The sequence below is a fragment of the Nocardioides sp. LS1 genome, assembly GCF_003865225.1.
Lineage (GTDB): Bacteria > Actinomycetota > Actinomycetes > Propionibacteriales > Nocardioidaceae > Nocardioides > Nocardioides ginsengisegetis.
Map to the genome: position 1 here is coordinate 374,113 of NZ_BIFF01000001.1, position 20,046 is coordinate 394,158.

Sequence of the window (20,046 nt, forward strand, 5' to 3'; positions counted from 1 at the left end):
CCACGCGCCTGTTCCTGCCCGTTCAACCCCCCTCGACACGGTGGACCCATGCGCGTCGCCGTCGTCACCGAGTCCTTCCTGCCCCAGGTGAACGGGGTCACGAACACCGTCCGCAAGGTGGTGGACCACCTCCGCCGCACCGGCCACCAGGCGCTGATCATCGCGCCCGGCCCGGGCCCCGCCGACTACGAGGGCGTCCCCGTCGTACGCGTCCGGTCGGTGGGGATGCCCGGCTACCGTTCCTTCCCGATCGGCCTCCCCGACGCCTCCGTCGAGCGCGCGCTGGCCGACTTCGACCCCGACGTGGTGCACCTCGCCTCGCCGATCGCGCTCGGTGCGGTCGGCCTGCGGGCCGCGCGCCGCCTCGGCCTGCCGACCGTCGCGATCTACCAGACCGACATCGCCGGCTTCGCCCGGCACTACAAGATCCGCGCCGACCTGCTGACCTCCGCGTGGGTGGGCCGCCTCCACCGCCGCGTCGACCGGACCCTCGTGCCCTCGGGCACGTCGTACGCCCAGCTCGAGGCGATGGGCGTGGAGAACCTCCACCTGTGGCGGCGCGGCGTGTCCCTCGACCTCTTCGGGCCCGGCCGCCGCAGCGAGGAGCTGCACCACGCGTGGGCGCCCGAGGGGGAGACCGTCGTCGGCTACGTCGGCCGGCTCGCGCCGGAGAAGCAGGTACGCCGGCTCGCGGAGGTCGCCCGGCTGCCCGGCGTGAAGGTGGTGGTCGTCGGCGACGGGCCGGACCGCGCCGCACTCCAGCGGATGATCCCCGACGCCGTGTTCACCGGAATGCTGGGCGGGGAGGAGCTCGCGACGGCGTTCGCGACGCTCGACCTGTTCGTGCACCCGGGGGAGTCCGAGACCTTCTGCCAGACCGTGCAGGAGGCCCAGGCCAGCGGCGTCCCGGTCGTGGCCGTCGCCGCGGGCGGACCGCTGGACCTGGTCGACCACGGCCGCACCGGCATGCTCTACGACCCGCGCGCCGCCGGCGCGCTGACCCAGGTCGTCGCCACCCTGGTCGACGACCTCGACCTGCGGCAGACGATGGCCGCCCGGGCCCTCACCGAGGTCGCCCAGCGGACCTGGACCACCGTGGTCGACCAGCTCGTCGACGTGCACTACCCGGCGGTCCTGCGCCGCCCGCGCGCCTCCTCCGCGGCGGCCTGACGGGTGCGCATCGCCCAGCTGGCCAACTTCATCGGCCCCGCGTCCGGCGGCATGAAGACCGCCGTCCAGACCCTCGGGGCGGGCTACACCGAGGCCGGCGTCCCGCGCCTCCTCGTGGTGCCCGGACCCCGGGACGCCCGCACCCGGACCGAGCACGGTGACGTCGTGCAGCTGCGCGCGCCGCGCGTCGGCGGCGGCTACCGCCTGATCGTCGAGCCGTGGCGCGTGACCGAGGTGCTCGAGCAGTTCGGCCCGACGTCGATCGAGATCTCGGACAAGGCCACGCTGATGCCGGTCGCCCACTGGGCCCGGCGCCGCGGGGTGCGCTCGCTGCTCTTCTCCCACGAGCGCCTCGACGCGATGCTGTCGCTGCGCACCGGGTGGGAGACCGGCATCGCAGCCCCCGTCTCGGTGCTCAACCGGATGCTGGTGCGCAGCTTCGACGAGGTCGTGGTGACCTCGCAGTTCGCGATGCGGGAGTTCCAGCACCTGGCGGCCTCCGCCGGCACCGCGCTGCACCGGATCTCGCTCGGCGTGGACCTCACGACCTTCACCCCGACGCCGACCCGCGAGCCGCGGGGCGACGTGCTCCGGCTGGTGCACGCGGGACGGCTCTCGCGGGAGAAGAGCCCGCACCTGGCGGTGGCCACGGCCGTCGCGCTGCACGAGCGGGGCGTCCCCGTGCACCTCGACGTCTACGGCACCGGACCCCACCGCGACGAGCTCGAGGAGATCGCCGGCACCGCGCCGGTGACGTTCCACGGGCACGTCGCCGGCCGCCGGGCGCTGGCCCGCCGCCTCGGCGAGGCCGACATCGCGCTGTCGGTGTGCCCCGGCGAGACGTTCGGGCTGGCCGTGCTGGAGGCCCTGGCCTGCGGCACGCCGGTCGTCACCGCGGCGTACGGCGGCGCGCGCGAGCTCGTCGACGACCGCTCCGGCGCCTGGGGCGAGCCCGATCCGGAGAGCCTGGCCGACGCGGTCCTCGGCCTCGCCTCACGGCCGGCCGAGGCCACCCGCGAGGCGGCCCGCGAGCGCGCCGAGCGGTTCTGCTGGAGTCACACCGTGCGGGACATGCTCGCCCTGCACGCCGGGCTCACGCCCGGACCGACCGCGGGGCTGGTGCTCGCGGGACGGGAAGAGCGGACGGCCTGACCGCCCAGGTGAGCCCGATCGCCACGCCGACCACCAGCGTGATCGTCAGGGCGATCGCGACGTAGAGACCCCGCAGCTCGGAGTCGAGCGGTGCGGTGATGCCGAGCGCGAACGAGAACCACACCAGCACGGCCAGCCAGCGGCCGCGCAGGTGACAGGCGGCGACCAGCGGCAGGCACCACAGCGGGTACCACGGGTGCACGACGGGGCTGAGCACCACCGTGACGGTCATGATCAGCGCGGTCGCCCGCAGCCCGGCCTCGGCCGAGCCGGTCGGCCAGCGCAACGCCACCCAGGCGACGACGCCCAGGGCCACCAGCTCGCCGGCCACGTGGGCTCCGGGCACGAGGTAGCCGATCGTCGTGGTGATGGACAGGGGCGTGCGCACGGTCCCGGGCACGCCGAGCGCGTGCACCCAGCCGATCCCGACGCCCGCCCACTCGCCCACGCCCACCAGCGTCGCGACGCTGGCTGCGCCCACCTGGCCGAGCCGCACGAGCCGTTGCCACGTCGTGGCGGCGACCGGCAGGGAGAGCAGGGCGACGCCCACGCAGACCAGTCCGCCGGGCACCTTCACGCTGGCCGCGAGACCGCCCGCGACCGCCCCCAGGAGCCAGCCGCGCTCGGCGGCCAGCACCAGCGCGACGGCGGCGAGGCCCACCATGAGGAGGTCGTTGTGCAGCCCGCCGACGCCGTGGGCGAGCAGCAGCGGGCACGGGAGGACGAGCGCGGAGACGAACGCCGCGTCGTACCGCGTCCAGGCGGCGAGGCGCGGGAGCGCCCAGGCCAGCAGGGCCAGGCCGATCAGCGCCAGCAGGCGGTGCGCGACGACCAGCGCCCACGGCGACTGCACGAAGTGGAGCGCGGAGGAGCCCCACAGCAAGGGGAGTGGGCCGTAGGGCGTGGGCGTGAGCATCCAGCGCGGGTCGACGGCCTCGACGATCGGGCCGCGCAGGATGCCCGGCCCCCAGACGTAGGGCGACAGGCCGATGTGGGTCAGCTCGCCCTGCGCCGCGTAGCTCCACCCGTCCCGGCTGAACAGCGGCGGCGCCAGCAGCAGCGGGGCGCACCAGATCAGCGTCGCCCGGCGTACGGCGCCGAGGTCGACCTGGTGCCGGCCGGCGGCGCGCCACAGCCGGACCCAGGCCACCGACATCAGGGCGAGGCCCGTCACGACCACGGTCAGCCCGGTCATCCGGCCCGGCATCGTGTGCCGCAGCGGGATGTGGGAGACCCACGAGCTCTCGGGCACGGCCGAGATGACGAGGCCCCCGAGGAGCACCAGGGTGGCGCCCAGGAGGCCGGGGTTCACGACGCGCGCGGGCGCGCGTCTGGCGGTCACGAGCAGGGTCCCCTCGGCTGTCACGGGCTGAACCTAGGGGTGCTCGGGGACCGGTCGGTCACCACCGGATGAACGCTGCGGCAACGGCCGTCGTCCTGGGAACTGCGACGTTCGGCGCGCGTTCACCCGACCTTCAGGGCGAGGGGGCGAGCGCGTCGGCTGCGGCTCGGACGGTGTCACCATGCGACGACTGAAGCCGAGACTCACCGTGATCGGCACCGGCTACCTCGGTGCCACCCACGCGATCTGCATGGCCGTGCTGGGCTACGACGTGCTCGCCGTGGACTGCGACCGGGCCAAGGTGGACGCGCTCGCCGCGGGCACTGTGCCCTTCCACGAGCCGGGCCTCCCCGAGATGCTGCGCAAGGCGCTGGACTCCGGACGCCTCCGCTTCACCACCGACCTCGCCGAGGCCGGCGCCTTCGGCGACGTCCACTTCGTCTGCACCGGCACCCCGCAGGTCGCCGGCTCCATGGCCGCCGACCTCTCCCAGGTCGAGGGCGTCGTCCGCGGCCTCGCCCCGCACCTCACCCGGCCCTGCCTGGTGGTCGGCAAGTCCACGGTCCCGGTGGGCACGGCCGCGCAGCTGACCGAGCTGCTCGCCGGACTGGCCCCGGTCGGCGCGGCCGCCGAGCTGGCGTGGAACCCGGAGTTCCTCCGCGAGGGCCACGCCATCGAGGACACCCTGCAGCCGTCCCGCCTCGTCTTCGGCGTCGCCTCCGCGACCGCCCGCGAGTGGCTCGAGGCGGCCTTCCGGCCGCTGCTGACCGCCGGCGTGCCGTGCGTGGTCACCGACCTCGCGACCGCCGAGCTGGTCAAGGTCGCGGCCAACTCCTTCCTCGCCACCAAGATCTCCTTCATCAACGCGATGGCCGAGATCTGCGAGTCCACCGGCGCCGACGTGCACGAGCTCTCGACCGCCCTCGCCTACGACGACCGCATCGGTGGGCGCTTCCTCAAGCCCGGGCTGGGCTTCGGGGGCGGCTGCCTGCCCAAGGACATCCGCGCCTTCATCCACCGTGCCGAGGAGCTCGGCACGGGGGAGAGCGTGTCGTTCCTGCGGGAGGTCGACGCCATCAACCAGCGCCGCCGTTCGCGCACGGTCGACCTGGTCCGCGAGCAGGCCGGCGGTGACCTGGCCGGCGTACGCGTGTGCGTGCTGGGCGCCGCCTTCAAGCCGCACTCCGACGACGTCCGCGACGCGCCTGCCCTCGACGTGGCCCGCCGGTTGCACGAGGAGGGCGCGAGCGTGGTGGTGCACGACCCGCAGGCGATGGACAACGCCCGGCGCACGCACCCGGAGCTGGAGTTCGCCGACGGCGCGCTCGAGGCCGCCGCGGGTGCCGCGGTCGTGGCCCTGCTGACCGAGTGGGACCAGTTCCGCGGGCTGGACCCGGTCCGGCTGGGCGAGGTCGTGGCCGGCCGGTCGGTCGTCGACGCCCGCAACGCCCTCGACGGCGCGACCTGGCGAGCGGCGGGCTGGACCTACCGCGCGCTCGGGGTGGCGTGACGCAGGGCTGAGCCGCACGTCACACCCGGGGTCGCGCGCGCCTCCGGCGTGCGGGGGAGCGACCCTGCTAGACAGGTCTAGACCTGCGCCTTCCCCATCTCGGACGGAGATCTCGGACATGAACACCAAGAAGGTCCTGCTGACCCTGCTGGTGGTGTTCCTGGGCTTCTGGATGTTCCACGACCCGCACGGCTTCGCCGTCGCGGCGAAGTCGCTGGGCTCCGGTTCCTGGGATGCCCTGACGCAGCTCTTCACGGGCCTGATCCGCTTCTTCGACCAGCTCTAGCCGCATGAGCGGGATCGGGGGCGGGGGATGGGCCTGATCGCCTCGATGAGCGACCCCAACATCGCCAAGCACCTGCTGCGCGACGAGGGCGAGGTCATCGTCGACGAGGTCAAGCACCACTGGGTGGCCTACGTGCGGCCGGTACTGGAGGCAGTCGTCGCGCTCGCGCTGCTGGCGATCACGCCGTTCATCGCGATGGGCATCGCGTGGGTGCCGATCGTGCTGGCCGGGCTCGTGCTGCTGCACGCGGCCTGGGCCGGGCTGGGCGAGCACCGCGACCGGTTCGTGGTCACCAACATGCGCGTCTTCCGGGTCCACGGGGTGCTGTCGCAGAACCTCGCGACCATGCCGCTGAGCCGGATCCTCGACATCACCGTCGTCAAGCCGCTGCACGGCCGGATCCTCGGCTTCGGTCACTTCTGCTTCGAGTCCGCGGCGCAGGAGCAGGGGCTGCGCGACATCCGTTACGTGGGCAAGCCCGACCAGCGCGACCTCGCCATCCAGCGGGTCGTGCAGCGTTCGGGTCTCCGCGGCCCGCGCGTGAACTAGATTCCCCCTCGATGTCGCTTCCCTTCGATCCCATCGACGAGGCCGCGCGCCAGTGGGGCAACCACTGGGACGGCGTGCCCGCGATGCATGCCGTCACCTCCCTGATGCGGGTCCAGCAGCTCGTCATCGGCCGGCTCGACGCGCTGCTCCGGCCGCACGGCCTCACCTTCGCCCGCTACGAGGCGCTGGTGCTGCTCGTCTTCTCCTCGCGAGGCTCGCTGCCGCTGGGCAAGATGGGCGAGCGCCTGCAGGTGCACCCCACCTCGGTCACCTCGATCGTGCGTCGGCTCGAGTCGGCCGGCCTGGTGACCCGGCGACCGCACCCCGAGGACGGCCGGGCTGTGCTCGCCGAGATCACCGAGTCCGGGCGCGCCGTCGTCGAGGCCGCCACCAAGGACCTCATCGGCGCCGACTTCGCCCTCGGGGCGCTCTCCGACGACCAGCTGGCCACGCTCTCGGAGCTGCTCACCCCCGTGCGCCACGCCGCCGGAGACTTCTAGGCCGCTCGCCGTGGTCAGCTCCGACGACGTACGCCGCGTGGGGCTGGCCCTGCCCCGCACCCACGAGCGGATGGTGCGGGGGCGGTGGAAGCTGCGGGTCGGGCAGATCGTCTACGTCGCGTTCTCGCGCGACGAGCTGTCGATGGGATTCGGCTATCCCCGGGCCGAGCGCGACGGGCTGGTCGACTCCGACCCGGAGACGTTCTTCCTGCCGCCGACCGCCGACCTGCGCTACCAGTGGGTGTGCGCCCACCTGGCGCGGCTCGAGCAGGACGAGATGCGCGAGCTGGTCACCGACGCCTGGCGGATGTGCGTGCCGAAGATGCTGCACGAGCTGCCCGAGCAGCCCGCGCCGGCGGCGGCGGTGTGGGCCGCGATCGAGCGGCAGGAGTGGGGCGAGGTGCGCCCTCTGCTGCACCCCTCCCTGCACTGGACCGACCGGACCGTGTCGCTGCGGGGCCGGTCGGCCGTCCTGGCCCACCTGCAGGGCCACCCGACGCCCCGGCCGCCCCGCGAGGTCGAGGTGCGCGACGGGCAGGTGTACCGCTGGGTGCGGTGACCCGGCCGCTCCCTAGGATTGCCCCATGACGCAGCAGCCGTTCTCCCGTCCCGGTGCGATCGACCTCTCCGCCCTCAAGCGCCCCGCGCAGCCGACGCCGTCGCCGGCCGCTCCCGGCGCGGCCGCGGGTGGCGCCGCGGGATCGGCGTACTCCATCACGATGACGGAGGAGAACTTCCAGTCGACCATCGAGGCCTCGATGCAGGCGCCGGTGCTGCTGGTGTTCTACTCGCGGACCCGGATGCCCGAGAGCGGCGACCTCGCCGACGACGTCGAGACGCTGGCCGGCGAGTTCGAGGGCCGCTTCCTGGCCGGTCTCGTCGACATCGACGCCGTGCCGCAGATCGCCCAGGCCATGCAGATCCCCTCGATCCCGCTGGTCGTCGTCGTCATCGACGGCCGCCCGATGCCGCTGCTCCAGGACGTCGTCCCGATCGACGAGCTGCGCACCGCGCTCACGCAGGTGCTGCAGCAGCTGACCACCCAGGGCATCACCGGCCGCCACCAGCCGCGCACCGCCACCGCGCCCGTCGAGGGTGCGGAGGGCGAGGAGGAGCAGGTCGACCCCCGCTACGCCGCCGCCCAGGACGCGCTCGGCGAGGGCAACATCGACCTGGCCGTCGCGGAGTACCAGAAGCTCGTCGACGCCAACCCCGCGGACAGCGAGGCGGTCGCGGGCCTGGCCATGGCCAAGGTCCTGCAGCGCACGCAGGGCGTCGACCTGGACGCCGCCCGCGCGGCCGCGGCCGCCAACCCCGACGACGTCGACGCGCAGACCATGGTCGCCGACCTCGACATGCTCGGCGGCCACGTCGAGGACGCGTTCAACCGGCTCGTCGACCTCGTGCGCCGGTCGGCCGGCGACGAGCGCAACGCGGCGCGGGAGCACCTGATCGGGCTGTTCGGTGCGGTCGGCAACGACGACCCGCGCGTGCTCCGCGGCCGTCAGAACCTCGCGTCCGCGCTCTTCTGACGCGAGGCCTCAGGGGCGGACGGCCCGCACCCGCTGGATGCCGGGAGCAGGCACGACGGCCACGTCGGTGAACCCGGCCGCCTCGAACTCCGCGACGAGCTCCTGACCGGTCCGCACCGGCACGCCCCAGGACGCGAGCAGGATGCCGAACGTGGCGGCGTACCGCGCCTCCACCCCGCGGGGTTCGGCCGCGATCGCGTCGGCGTCCCCGAAGACCGGGGCGACGGCCACACCGCCGGGGCGCAGGGCCCGGTGCAGAGCGGCGAGCGCCCCTGCGCGAGCGGGCGCGGGGAAGAAGAACTGGCTCCACTGGGCGCGGTCGAAGGACTCCGGGCGGTCGAAGTCGGCCGCATCGCCGACCACCACCTCGAAGCGGTCCGCGACGCCGAGCTCCTCGGCGCGACGCCGTGCCACGGCGGCCAGGTCGGGGTCGAGCTCGACGCCGACGGCCGTCATCCCCGGGACGGCCCGGAGCATCGTCAGGATCCGGCCGGCCACGCCGCAACCCAGCTCGAGCGCGGTCCCGCCCGCGCGTAGCACCTCCTGGTCGGGGTCGGCGAACGACATCGACCGGAAGCCCTCGACCAGCCCGTCGTTGTAGGGGTTGGGGGAGACCGCCCGGGCCAGCATGAGGCGGTCCTCCAGCGGCATCGTCCAGTAGTCCTCGCTGGCGCCGACCGCGCGGAGGGCCCGGGCCTCGACCTGCGCGCTGAGGATCGTGTCGCCCAGCGTGGCGAACGCCGTGCTGGCGAGGAGCTCGCGCCACACGGCCGTCAGCGTGAACGTGCCGTCGCCGTCCTGCACCACGTCGTGGAGGAGCAACGACCGGCAGAGCGCGGCCACGGTGGGCTCGGGCAGCCCGCTCGCGGCGGCCAGCGTCGGGACGTCGTGCGGGTCCACGAGCCGGGCCAGCAGCCCGGACTCCTCCGCGCCCGCGACCACGGCCAGGAAGCCGTTGGCCGAGAGCACCGGCGCCAGGGCGGCGTCGTACGCCTCGAACCAGTCCATGCCGGAGGTCACCGAACGGCCGAGCGGCCCGCCTCCAGGCGGGCGACCGGGACGCGGAAGGGCGAGCAGGAGACATAGTCGAGCCCCACCTCGTCGAAGAAGTGGATCGAGGCCGGGTCCCCGCCGTGCTCGCCGCAGACGCCGAGGTGCAGGTCGGGGCGCGCCTCGCGGCCGAGCTGGACGGCGGTGCGCACCAGGGACCCGACGCCCTCGGTGTCGAGGGACTCGAAGGGGGACACGGGGAAGACCCCCTGCTCGAGGTAGGTGCCGAAGAACGACGCCTCGACGTCGTCGCGCGAGAAGCCCCACGTCATCTGGGTGAGGTCGTTGGTGCCGAAGGAGAAGAACTCCGCGGACCCCGCGATGTGGTCGGCGGTCAGCGCGGCGCGCGGCAGCTCGATCATGGTGCCGACCTTGAACGCGAGGTCGATGCCGGTCTCCTCGGCGACGTCGCGGGCCACGTCGGCGATCCGGTGCCGGACCAGGTCGAGCTCGCGGACGCTGGCGACCAGCGGGATCATGATCTCCGGCTGGGGGTCCCCGCCGGCCCGGACCCGGGCGGCGGTGGCCTCGAGGATCGCCCGGGCCTGCATCGTGAACAGGCCGGGGATGACGATCCCGAGGCGGACCCCGCGCAGCCCGAGCATGGGGTTCTGCTCGTGGAGGCGGGTGACCGCCTCGAGCAGCTTGCGCTGCCGCTTCTTGCGGTGCCCGCGGACGTCGGCCACCGCCATGGCCACCGACAGCTCGGTCAGGTCGGGCAGGAACTCGTGGAGCGGAGGGTCGATCAGGCGGATCGTGACGGGCAGCCCGTCCATGGCCTCGAGGATCTCGGTGAAGTCGTCGCGCTGGAGGGGGAGCAGCGCCTGGAGGGCCGCCTCCTGGCCGGCGTCGTCGTCGGCCACGATGAGGTCCTCGACGAGCTGGCGCCGGTCGCCGAGGAACATGTGCTCGGTGCGGCACAGGCCGATGCCCTGGGCGCCGAAGCGCCGGGCCCGGGCGGCGTCGGGGGCGGTGTCGGCATTGGTGCGCACGCGAAGGCGCCGGGTCGAGTCGGCGTGCTCGACGAGGCGGGTGACGGCCGAGACGACCGGGTCGTCGACGTCGTCGCCCTCGAAGTAACGCACCACGTGGGAGTCGACGACCGGGACGGCGCCGTCGAAGATCTCACCGGTCGAGCCGTCGATCGAGATCAGGTCGCCCTCGTGGACGGTCTTGCCCCCGCGGACGGTGAAGCGGCCCTCCTTGGTGTCCACGTCCAGCGCCTCGGCACCGCACACGCAGGTGCGGCCCATGCCGCGCGCGACCACGGCGGCGTGCGAGGTCTTGCCGCCGCGGCTGGTCAGGATGCCCTTCGCGACCACCATGCCGTGCAGGTCGTCGGGGCTGGTCTCCTTGCGCACGAGGATGACGTCCTCGCCGCGCTCGGCCCACTCGACCGCCGTACCCCAGTCGAAGACCGCCCTCCCGACGGCGGCACCCGGGGAGGCGTTCATGCCGGTGGCCAGCAGGGTGCGATCCGCGCCGGGGTCGAAGCGCGGGAACATCAGCTGGGCGAGCTGCGCGCCGGAGACCCGGCGGAGGGCCTCGTCGAGGTCGATCAGGCCCTCGTCGACCATGTGCACCGCGATCCGGAAGGCCGCCTCGGGGGTGCGCTTGCCGACGCGGGTCTGGAGCATCCAGAGCTTGCCGCGCTCGATGGTGAACTCGATGTCGCACATGTCGCGGTAGTGCTGCTCCAGCGTCGCCATGATCGCGAGCAGCTCGTCGTGGGAGGTCCGGTCGAGGTCGGCGAGGTCGGCCAGCGAGACGGTGTTGCGGATGCCCGCGACGACGTCCTCGCCCTGGGCGTTCTGCAGGTAGTCGCCGTACACGCCCTGGGCGCCGGACGCCGGGTCGCGGGTGAAGCAGACGCCCGAGCCGGACGACATGCCGCGGTTGCCGAAGACCATCGCCTGGATGTTCACGGCCGTGCCGAGGTCCTCGGGGATCTGCTCCTGGCGGCGGTAGAGCACGGCCCGGTCGGTGTTCCAGGAGTCGAAGACGGCCCGGACGGCGAGGTCCATCTGCTCGCGGGGGTCCTGGGGGAACTCGCGGCCGGCGTGCTCGAGGATCGCCTTCTTGTACGTCGCGACGAGCTCGCGCAGGTCGTCCACGCCGAGGTCGAGGTCCTCGACCGTGCCCCGCTCCTTCTTGAGCGCGTCGTGGGCCTCGGCGAAGACCTCCGACTCGATGCCGAGCACCGTCGACCCGAACATCTGCAGCAGCCGGCGGTAGGAGTCGGTGGCGAACCGCTCGTCGTCGCTCTGGGCGGCCAGCCCGACGACGGACTCGTCGTTGAGGCCGATGTTGAGGACGGTCTCCATCATCCCGGGCATGGAGAACTTCGCGCCGGACCTGACGCTGACCAGCAGCGGGTCGGCGGGGTCGCCGAGCCGGCGTCCCATGGCGGCCTCGAGGGTCGCGAGGTGGGCGCTGACCTCGTCGGCCAGGCCGTCGGGCTCGTGGCCCGCGGCGAGGTAGGCCCGGCACGCCTCGGTCGTGATCGTGAACCCCGGTGGCACCGGCAGGCCGAGGTTGGTCATCTCGGCGAGGTTGGCACCCTTGCCTCCCAGGAGGTCCTTCTGGTCCTTGTCGCCGTCCGAGAAGTCGTGCACATAGGTGGTCACGCCTCGCATCATGCTCTGCGGCGAGCCGACGCGCGAGGGTTTCAGGAGCGGCCGGACTCCGTGTAGCCCGGGGGGCCGGAGAGGCCGGCCAGCGCCGCCTCGACCCGGCGGGCGGTGAAGTCGGCGGCGCGCTCGCGCACCTCGTCGAGGGTGCAGAAGCGGGCCGAGCGGATCTCGCGGGCCTGCTTGACGATGGACTCCTCGATCTCCGCGTCGTGGACGCCGCCGTCGAAGACCAGGCAGAGCGCGTCGTCCCAGCCACCCCAGGGCGGCAGCCAGTCGGTGACCAGGAGCGGGCCGGCGGGCAGCTGGAGGCCGAGCTCCTCCTCGACCTCGCGGACCACGGCCAGCTGCGGGGACTCACCGACCTCGACGACGCCCCCGGGCAGGTCCCAGTCCTGCTTGTAGGTCAGCTGGCACAGCAGGACCCGGGCGTCGTGGTCGCGGATGAGCATCTGGCTGATCGCCCGCTTGCGGGGCAGGAACGAGTTGAGCAGCGCCCGGAAGCCCTCCGGCTCGTGGACGGGTACGTCGCTGACGATCCGGGCGTAGACGATCCGGTCGACGGGAGCGCCCCCGACGACCACGCCGCGCATGACGCCCTCGCGTCGCATCCCCGACCAGGTCGCGACCCGCTGGGCCTCCTCGTCTGCGGGGTCGACCAGCGCCTCGACCCGGTGGTGGGTCACCAGCGCAGTCGCCACCTCGTGCCGGACGACGTCGACGGGCAGCCCGGGCTCCCAGCTGATCCGGGCGATGCCGTCCGCGACGGTGCTCACGGTGGGCTGCTCGGTCACGGGCCCAACCCTAGCGACGCTCAATCGGCCCGCCGCAACCACACCGTCGCGAGGGGAGGCACGACGACGTCGGCGTACGCCGGCTGGCCCGACCAGTCGCCGGCGACGGCCGTGACCGCGCCCATGTTGCCGACCCCGGAGCCGGTGTAGGTCTCTGCGTCGGTGTTGACCACCTCGTCCCAGCGGCCGGCGGCGGGCAGGCCGAGCCGGTAGCCCTCGTGCGGCACGGCCGCGAAGTTGGCGATGCAGACCAGGTCGGCGTCACCGTCGCGTCCTCGACGTACGAAGGAGAAGGTGTTGCGGCCGGCGTCGTTGGCGTCGATCCACTGGAACGCCGACGGCTCGTGGTCGCGCGCCCAGAGCGCGGGGGAGGAGCGGTAGGCGGCGTTGAGGTCGCGGACGAGGGACTGCACGCCCCGGTGCTCGGGGTGGTCGAGCAGCCACCAGTCGAGCTCGCGGGCCTCGGCCCACTCCGACTCTTGGCCCATCTCGGCGCCCATGAACAGCAGCTGCTTGCCGGGGTGCGCCCACATGAAGGCCAGGTAGGCGCGCAGGTTGGCCAGCTGCTGCCAGCGGTCGCCGGGCATCTTGCGCAGCAGCGAGCCCTTGCCGTGGACGACCTCGTCGTGGCTGATCGGGAGCACGAAGTTCTCCGACCAGGCGTAGACGAGGGAGAACGTCATCTCGCCGTGGTGGTAGGAGCGGTGCACGGGCTGGTGCTCCATGTAGCCCAGGGAGTCGTGCATCCAGCCCATGTTCCACTTGAAGCCGAAGCCCAGGCCGTCGGCGTCGGTCGGCCGGGTGACGCCGGGCCAGGAGGTCGACTCCTCGGCGATCGTGGTCGCGCCCGGCACCCGCTTGTAGACCGTGGCGTTCATCTCCTGGAGGAACTGCACCGCCTCGAGGTTCTCGCGGCCGCCGTGGATGTTGGGCGACCACTCACCCTCCTCGCGGGAGTAGTCGAGGTAGAGCATCGAGGCGACGCCGTCGACGCGCAGCCCGTCGGCGTGGAACTCCTCCAGCCAGTAGAGCGCGTTGGCGTAGAGGAAGTTGCGGACCTCGGGACGCCCGAAGTTGAAGATGTGGGAGCCCCACTCCTTGTGCCATCCGCGCTGCGGGTTGGGGTCCTCGTAGAGGGGCGTCCCGTCGAAGCGGGCCAGCGCCCACTCGTCGGTGGCGAAGTGGCCCGGCACCCAGTCCAGGATCACGCCGATGCCGGCCTGGTGGAGCCGGTCGACGAGCAGGCGGAAGCCGTCGGGGTCGCCGAAGCGGGAGTCGGGGGCGAAGTACGACGTCACGTGATAGCCCCACGAACCGCCGAACGGGTGCTGCATGACCGGCATCAGCTCGACGTGGGTGAAGCCCAGGTCGGCGAGGTACGCCGGGAGCTCCTCGGCCAGCTCGGCCCAGGACTTGCCGCGGCGCCACGACGCGAGGTGCATCTCGTAGACGCTCATCGCCTCGGTCACCGGCTGCTTGCCGGCCCGCTCGCGCATCCACGCGTCGTCGCCCCACGTGTAGTGCGACTCGTAGACGACCGACGACGTCGCCGGCGGCACCTCGGCCCAGGACGCCATCGGGTCGGCCTTCTCGCGCCACTGCCCGTCGGTGCCGAGGATCAGGAACTTGTAGCCGGCGCCGGCGCCGACGCCGGGCACGAACAGCTCCCACACGCCCGACGTCCCGAGCTGGCGCATCGGGTGCTCGCGGCCGTCCCAGTTGTTGAACGACCCCTTGAGGCGTACGCCGCGTGCCGACGGCGCCCACACGGCGAACGCCGTGCCGCTGATCCGGCCGCCGCCGGGCACGTCGTAGTGGTGCACGCGGGCGCCGAGGACCGTCCAGAGCTGCTCGTGGCGACCCTCGTTGATCAGGTGCAGGTCGACCTCGCCGAGCGTCGGCAGGAACCGGTAGGGGTCGTCGACCTCGATCGGGCTGTCCCCGTAGGACACCGCCACCCGGTAGTCCGGGACGTCGGCCACGTCGAGCGTGCCGACCCAGATGCCGTCGTGCTCGTGGGTCAGCTCGGTCTCGGTGCCCCCGTGCCGGACCACGACCGAGGTCGCCAGCGGCTTGTAGACGCGGACGGTCACGCCGCCCTCGTGCGGGTGGGCCCCCAGCACGGTGTGCGGGTGCCCGTGTCCGCCCTGGACCAGGAGGTCGAGTTCGCCGGTGTCGACGGGCTTCACAGAGGTGGTCATGACACTCCGATCCTTGCGACGGCCTCGAGTGGGATCGCCACCCAGGAGGGACGGTTGCGGACTTCGTAGACGGTCTCGTAGACCGCCTTGTCGGCGACGTACGCCGCGAGCAGGACGCGCTCGTCGGCGGTCAGCTCGCGGCCGGCATAGGCCTCGAGGAAGGTCGAGCGGTTGCGCTCGGCCCACTCGGCGGCGCGGTAGGCGCGCTGCGGGGCGTTGTCGTCGTCGGTGTTGCCCCAGGTGCGCTCGACGACGCGCGGGGCGTAGTCGAAGGAGCGCAGCATGCCGGCCACGTCGCGCCAGGGCGAGTCGGGCAGCACCCGCTCGGACAGCGGCTTGGCCGGCTCGCCCTCGAAGTCGACGATCTTCCAGCCGCGCACGGTGCGCAGGGTCTGGCCCAGGTGCAGGTCGCCGTGGATGCGCTGGACGCGCACGCTCTCGAGGCCGGCGAGGTCGTCGTACGCCGCGCGCAGCCGGTCGGCGTGCGGCTCCAGGTCGGGGACGACCAGCAGGGCGGCCTCGAGCCGGTCCTGCATGGCGGCGGCGAGGGCGCCGACCTGGGCGGCCGAGCGCTCCTCGGTGGGGAAGTGGTGGGCGAGGCTGGCGTGCACCTCGGCCAGGGCCTCGCCGAGCCGCGCCGACTCGCCGGCGAAGTCGCCGCCGACCTCGTCGGCGTGCAGGTCGGCCTCGGCGAAGAGGTTGCGGACGCTGGCCAGCGCCAGGTCCCAGCCGTCGGTGGCGGTCTTGAGGAACTGCTGGAGCATCGCAAGCTGCAGGACCTGGTCCGTGGGCTCGCCCTCGGTCGTGAGCGAGGGCGTGTCGAGCCAGCCGTAGAGGGCGGCCACGTGGTCGGAGCCCGCGGTCGTGAGCACCTCGTGGATGGAGATGTCGGGGTTGGCGCCGGGGGTGATCTTGCGGAAGACCTTCATCAGCGAGTCGTCGCCGAAGGCGACCGAGGAGTTGGACTGCTCGCCGGCGAAGAGCGTCGAGTGGGTCTCGAGGTCCAGCTCGTGGCCGGGCAGCCGGTGGAACGCGAGCGGCCCGGACCCGGGCGGATCGGCGAAGGAGCGCAGCCAGCAGGCCATCGCCTCGCGGTCGTGCACGGCGTCGTAGACGTGACAGGTGCCGAAGTCCTCGTCGTGCCACTGCCCGAGGTGGGCGTGGGCGAGCCGCTCCTGCGGCTCGGCGTAGAAGGCGAGCGGGAGCTGGTAGTACTCGTCCGCCCCGCCGTCCTCGAAGGACAGCGTGACCAGGTCGATCGCGACGTGCGGCCCGTCGGCGACGTGCCCGGGCACCTCGCCCAGGCGCCGGCCGCCGGTGATGGAGAAGTCGCGACCCTTGCCGCCGAACCACCGGGCCTGCGCCACGAAGGTCGTGAGCAGGTCCTGCGGCTGGTCGGTGGTCGTCACTGGGACATCCCCTCGTCGTTGTCGGGTGCGGTCAGGCGGAACCAGTAGAAGCCGTACCCACCGAGCGTCAGGAGATACGGCAGCTCGCCGATCGCCGGGAACGGCACCCCGCCGAGCAGCTCCACCGGGACCATCCCCTCCCAGCGGCGCAGGTCGAGCTCGACCGGCTGCGGGAAGCGGGAGAGGTTGTTGACGCACACGATGATGTCGCGCGAGCCGTTGGACGCCTCGTGCTCGCGGACGTAGGACAGCACCGTCGAGTTGGAGCCGCCGAGGTCGGTGAACGAGCCGAGCCCGAACGCCTCGTGCTGGCGGCGGGCCTGGATCATCCGGCGGGTCCAGTGCAGCAGCGAGGAGGAGTTCTCCAGCTGGGCCTCGACGTTGACGCTCTGATAGCCGTAGACCGGGTCCTGGATCGCCGGCAGGTGCAGCTTGCCCGGCGTGGCCGAGGAGAAGCCCGCGTTGCGGTCGGGGGTCCACTGCATCGGGGTGCGGACCCCGTCGCGGTCACCGAGCCAGATGTTGTCGCCCATCCCGATCTCGTCGCCGTAGTAGAGGACGGGGGAGCCGGGCAGCGACAGGAGGAGGGCGGTGAACAGCTCGATCTGGTTGATGTCGTTGTCGAGCAGCGGGGCCAGCCGCCGGCGGATGCCGATGTTGGCCTTCATGCGGGGGTCCTTGGCGTACTCGCCCCACATGTAGTCGCGGTCCTCGTCGGTGACCATCTCGAGGGTCAGCTCGTCGTGGTTGCGCAGGAAGATGCCCCACTGGCAGCCGTCGGGGATCGGCGGCGTCTGCTCGAGGATCTCCGAGATCGGGAAGCGCGACTCGCGGCGCACCGCCATGAAGATGCGCGGCATCACCGGGAAGTGGAAGGCCATCTGGCACTCGTCGCCCCCGACCGAGGGGTCGCCGAAGTACTCGACCACGTCGGCGGGCCACTGGTTGGCCTCGCAGAGCAGCACCCGGCCCGGGTAGTTGTCGTCGACGAACTTGCGGCACATCCGCAGGAACTCGTGGGTCTCGGGGAGGTTCTCGCCGTTGGTGCCGGGCCGCTCGTAGAGGTAGGGCACGGCGTCGAGGCGGAAGCCGTCCAGGCCCATGTCCAGCCAGAACGACATCGCCTCCAGCATCGCCTCGTGGACCTTCGGGTTGTCGAAGTTGAGGTCGGGCTGGTGGGAGAAGAAGCGGTGCCAGAAGTACTGCTGGCGGACCGGGTCCCAGGTCCAGTTGGACGGCTCGGTGTCGACGAAGATGATCCGCGCGTCCTGGTAGAGCTCGTCGGTGTCGGACCACACGTAGAAGTCGCCGTAGGGGCCTTCGGGGTCCTCACGGCTGGCCTGGAACCACGGGTGCTGGTCGCTCGTGTGGTTCATGACGAAGTCGATGATCACGCGGATGCCGCGCTTGTGCGCCTCGTCGAGGAAGTGGTGGAAGTCCTCCACCGACCCGCACTCGGGGAGGATGTTGGTGTAGTCGGCGACGTCGTACCCGCCGTCGCGCAGCGGCGAGGTGAAGAACGGCGGCACCCACAGGCAGTCGACGCCGAGCCACTGGAGGTAGTCCAGCTTCTCGGTCAGGCCCTTGAAGTCGCCGGTGCCGTCGCCGTTGGAGTCACGGAACGAGCGGACCAGCACCTCGTAGAAGACGGCCGTCTTGAACCAGTCGGGGGTGTCCCCGACGGAGTCGGGGAAGGGGGCGGCGGCCTCGGTCAACGGGGGCTCCTCACGCTCAGGATGTGGGCGGGCTCGTGGGCGGGGTCGAGCCGGACGTAGTTGTGCTGGCTCCAGCCCCAGTCGGCGCCGGTGATCTCGTCGTGGACGACGAAGGAGTCGCCCCACGCCATGCCCAGCGCGGGCAGGTCGAGGTGGACCATCGTCTCCCGGGCGCCGTGCGGGTCGAGGTTGATGACGACGATGACGGTGTCGTCGCCGTCCTTCTTGGAGAACACCAGGACGTTCTCGTCATCGCTGGAGTGGATCGTCACGTTGCGCAGCAGGTGCAGGGCCGGGTGTGCGCGCCGGATCTCGTTGAGGCGGGTGAGGTACGGCGACAGCGTGCGGCCCTCGGCCTCCGCCTTGTCCCAGTCGCGGATCCGGATCTGGTACTTCTCGGAGTCGAGGTACTCCTCGCTGCCCGGCTTGACCGCGACGTGCTCGTAGAGCTCGTAGCCGGCGTACACCCCCCAGCTCGGCGACCCGGTCGCCGCGAGCGCGGCGCGGATCTTGAACGCCGGCGGCCCGCCGTACTGCAGGAACGCGTGGAGGATGTCGGGGGTGTTGACGAAGAAGTTGGGCCGCATCAGGTGGGCGGTCTCGGCGGAGAGCTCGCGGAGGTACTCCTCGATCTCCCACTTGGCGGTGCGCCAGGTGAAGTACGTGTAGCTCTGCTGGAAGCCGACGGCGCCGAGGCCGCGCATCATGGCCGGGCGGGTGAACGCCTCGGCGAGGAACAGCACGTCGGGGTCGGTGCGGCGGATCTCCTTGAGCAGCCACTCCCAGAACGCCACCGGCTTGGTGTGCGGGTTGTCGACGCGGAAGATCCGGACGCCGTGGGACATCCAGTGGCGCACGATGCGGAGCACCTCGCGGCAGATGCCGGTCGGGTCGTTGTCGAAGTTGACCGGGTAGATGTCCTGGTACTTCTTGGGCGGGTTCTCCGCGTAGGCGATGGTGCCGTCGGCGCGGGTGGTGAACCACTCGGGGTTGGTGGTCACCCAGGGGTGGTCCGGCGCGGCCTGGAGGGCCAGGTCGAGCGCGACCTCGAGACCCAGGTCGGCCGCCCGCGCGACGAACGCGTCGAAGTCCTCGAGCGTGCCGAGCGCCGGGTGGATGGCGTCGTGGCCGCCGTCCTTCGAGCCGATCGCCCACGGGGAGCCCGTGTCGTCGGGGCCGGGGGTGAGGGTGTTGTTGGGTCCCTTGCGGTTGACCTCGCCGATCGGGTGGATCGGGGGCAGGTAGATCACGTCGAAGCCCATCGCGGCCACGGCGTCGAGCCGCTTCGCCGCGGTCCGGAAGTTGCCGCTGGTGACCTTGCCGGTGACCGGGTCCTTGGTGGCGCCCTCGGAGCGCGGGAAGAACTCGTACCAGGAGGAGAACAGCGCCTTGTTGCGGTCGGCGTACGCCGGGTAGGGGCCCTCGACGGTGACCAGGTCGCGCACCGGGTGGTCGTGCAGGACGGCCACCAGCTCGGGGTCCTGGAGGGCGGCGAGCCGCGCCTCGACCGGGCGCGAGGTGTCGCCGGCGGCGGCCAGGCCGCCCTCGACGACCGAGGCCGCGTGCGTCTCCGCGGGGTCGAGCCCCGCCTTCACCCGCTCCAGCAGCAGCCGACCCTCGGTGAACATCAGGTCGACGTCGACTCCGGCCGGGATCTTCAGCCCGGCGGCGTGCTCCCACGTCGCGATCGGGTCGGACCACGCCTGCACCTCGAAGGTCCACGTGCCGGGGGAGTCCGGGGTCACCCAGGCGCTGTACAGGTCGGGGACCTCGGGGTCCTTCTCCATCCGCACCGGGGCGCGCCGCTGCCCGTCGGGCCCGGTCAGGACCACCTCGGCGCCCAGCTTGTCGTGTCCCTCGCGGAAGACCGTGGCGGTCACGGGGAAGGGCTCGCCCACGGTGGCCTTGGCGGACTGCCGCCCGAGGTCCACCACGGGCATGACGTTCATGACTGGGATGCGTCCGACCATGCCGCCACACTTCCGAGAAAGCGGACCCCACGCAAGCCGGAGTCCGCGGCAGACCGCTGGTTGAGGTGCGAGGAGCGCCAGCGACGAGCCTCGAAACCTCGGAACCGAAGCAGGGCGGTGACCGTCGTGGTCACCGCCCTGCTCGTCTCACTGGGTTTCGACGCGCTCGCGCGACTTCGTCCCTCAGTCGCGTCGCTTGCTCAACCTGACTGACCGACGCGACGCGCTCGTCCCTC

At 72.4% G+C, this 20,046-nt stretch carries 16 protein-coding genes; 8 read left to right on the forward strand and 8 right to left on the reverse strand.

The annotated features are described in order from the left end of the window. The first annotated feature begins 48 nt into the window (after nucleotides 1-48). Entirely contained in the window at nucleotides 49-1,170 is a 1,122-nt protein-coding gene (locus tag EJF31_RS01820; protein WP_125035392.1) for a glycosyltransferase family 1 protein, read from the forward strand. 3 nt (nucleotides 1,171-1,173) lie between these two features. Continuing rightward, nucleotides 1,174-2,322 carry a glycosyltransferase gene (locus tag EJF31_RS01825; protein ID WP_125035393.1) on the forward strand — a complete coding sequence of 383 codons (1,149 nt, stop codon included), beginning with the start codon at nucleotides 1,174-1,176 and terminating at the stop codon, nucleotides 2,320-2,322. Here the strand turns inward: EJF31_RS01825 and mptB are convergent. Beyond that, nucleotides 2,264-3,688 (reverse strand): polyprenol phosphomannose-dependent alpha 1,6 mannosyltransferase MptB, encoded by a 1,425-nt coding sequence (gene mptB, locus EJF31_RS01830; protein ID WP_125035394.1) that lies wholly within the window; start codon nucleotides 3,686-3,688, stop codon nucleotides 2,264-2,266. The two genes, EJF31_RS01825 and mptB, sit on opposite strands and share 59 nt — an antisense overlap. Before the next feature lie 157 nt (nucleotides 3,689-3,845). On the opposite strand from mptB, the gene EJF31_RS01835 reads away from it, so the two are divergent. From EJF31_RS01835 to EJF31_RS01855, 6 genes are all read left to right on the forward strand, one after another. Next, a complete protein-coding gene (locus EJF31_RS01835) occupies nucleotides 3,846-5,174 on the forward strand; it encodes a UDP-glucose/GDP-mannose dehydrogenase family protein (protein ID WP_125035395.1) in 1,329 nt (442 codons plus the stop codon). A gap of 118 nt (nucleotides 5,175-5,292) precedes the next feature. Further along, nucleotides 5,293-5,460, forward strand: coding sequence for a hypothetical protein (locus tag EJF31_RS21725; protein ID WP_182537255.1), 168 nt, complete (start codon nucleotides 5,293-5,295; stop codon nucleotides 5,458-5,460). A gap of 27 nt (nucleotides 5,461-5,487) precedes the next feature. After that, nucleotides 5,488-6,009 carry a PH domain-containing protein gene (locus tag EJF31_RS01840; RefSeq protein ID WP_125035396.1) on the forward strand — a complete coding sequence of 174 codons (522 nt, stop codon included), beginning with the start codon at nucleotides 5,488-5,490 and terminating at the stop codon, nucleotides 6,007-6,009. 11 nt (nucleotides 6,010-6,020) lie between these two features. Further along, nucleotides 6,021-6,509, forward strand: a complete 489-nt coding sequence (locus EJF31_RS01845; RefSeq protein WP_125035397.1) for a MarR family winged helix-turn-helix transcriptional regulator — start codon at nucleotides 6,021-6,023, stop codon at nucleotides 6,507-6,509. Nucleotides 6,510-6,519: 10 nt separating this feature from the next. Next, nucleotides 6,520-7,068, forward strand: a complete 549-nt coding sequence (locus EJF31_RS22250) for an MmcQ/YjbR family DNA-binding protein (RefSeq protein WP_260430576.1) — start codon at nucleotides 6,520-6,522, stop codon at nucleotides 7,066-7,068. A 25-nt stretch (nucleotides 7,069-7,093) separates the two neighbouring features. Beyond that, nucleotides 7,094-8,041, forward strand: coding sequence for a co-chaperone YbbN (locus tag EJF31_RS01855; protein WP_125035398.1), 948 nt, complete (start codon nucleotides 7,094-7,096; stop codon nucleotides 8,039-8,041). A 9-nt stretch (nucleotides 8,042-8,050) separates the two neighbouring features. Here EJF31_RS01855 and EJF31_RS01860 read toward each other — a convergent pair whose 3' ends face one another. From EJF31_RS01860 to EJF31_RS01890, 7 genes are read right to left on the reverse strand one after another with little or no spacing between them, the layout of a single operon-like run. Next, a complete protein-coding gene (locus EJF31_RS01860; protein WP_125035399.1) occupies nucleotides 8,051-9,049 on the reverse strand; it encodes a cyclopropane-fatty-acyl-phospholipid synthase family protein in 999 nt (332 codons plus the stop codon). An 8-nt stretch (nucleotides 9,050-9,057) separates the two neighbouring features. Next, nucleotides 9,058-11,718 carry a pyruvate, phosphate dikinase gene (ppdK, locus tag EJF31_RS01865; protein ID WP_125035400.1) on the reverse strand — a complete coding sequence of 887 codons (2,661 nt, stop codon included), beginning with the start codon at nucleotides 11,716-11,718 and terminating at the stop codon, nucleotides 9,058-9,060. 41 nt (nucleotides 11,719-11,759) lie between these two features. Continuing rightward, nucleotides 11,760-12,515 carry an NUDIX hydrolase gene (locus EJF31_RS01870; protein WP_125035401.1) on the reverse strand — a complete coding sequence of 252 codons (756 nt, stop codon included), beginning with the start codon at nucleotides 12,513-12,515 and terminating at the stop codon, nucleotides 11,760-11,762. A gap of 20 nt (nucleotides 12,516-12,535) precedes the next feature. Further along, nucleotides 12,536-14,716, reverse strand: a complete 2,181-nt coding sequence (gene glgB / locus EJF31_RS01875; RefSeq protein ID WP_125035402.1) for a 1,4-alpha-glucan branching protein GlgB — start codon at nucleotides 14,714-14,716, stop codon at nucleotides 12,536-12,538. After that, nucleotides 14,713-16,125 (reverse strand): phosphotransferase, encoded by a 1,413-nt coding sequence (locus EJF31_RS22460; RefSeq protein ID WP_125035403.1) that lies wholly within the window; start codon nucleotides 16,123-16,125, stop codon nucleotides 14,713-14,715. The genes glgB and EJF31_RS22460 overlap by 4 nt, the downstream gene beginning before the upstream one ends. Then, complete coding sequence (gene treS / locus EJF31_RS01885) at nucleotides 16,122-17,840, reverse strand: maltose alpha-D-glucosyltransferase (protein ID WP_125035404.1); 1,719 nt, start codon at nucleotides 17,838-17,840, stop codon at nucleotides 16,122-16,124. Before treS ends, EJF31_RS22460 begins: the two co-directional genes overlap by 4 nt. Continuing rightward, entirely contained in the window at nucleotides 17,837-19,810 is a 1,974-nt protein-coding gene (locus tag EJF31_RS01890; protein WP_125035405.1) for an alpha-1,4-glucan--maltose-1-phosphate maltosyltransferase, read from the reverse strand. Before EJF31_RS01890 ends, treS begins: the two co-directional genes overlap by 4 nt. Between the last annotated feature and the right edge of the window lie 236 nt (nucleotides 19,811-20,046).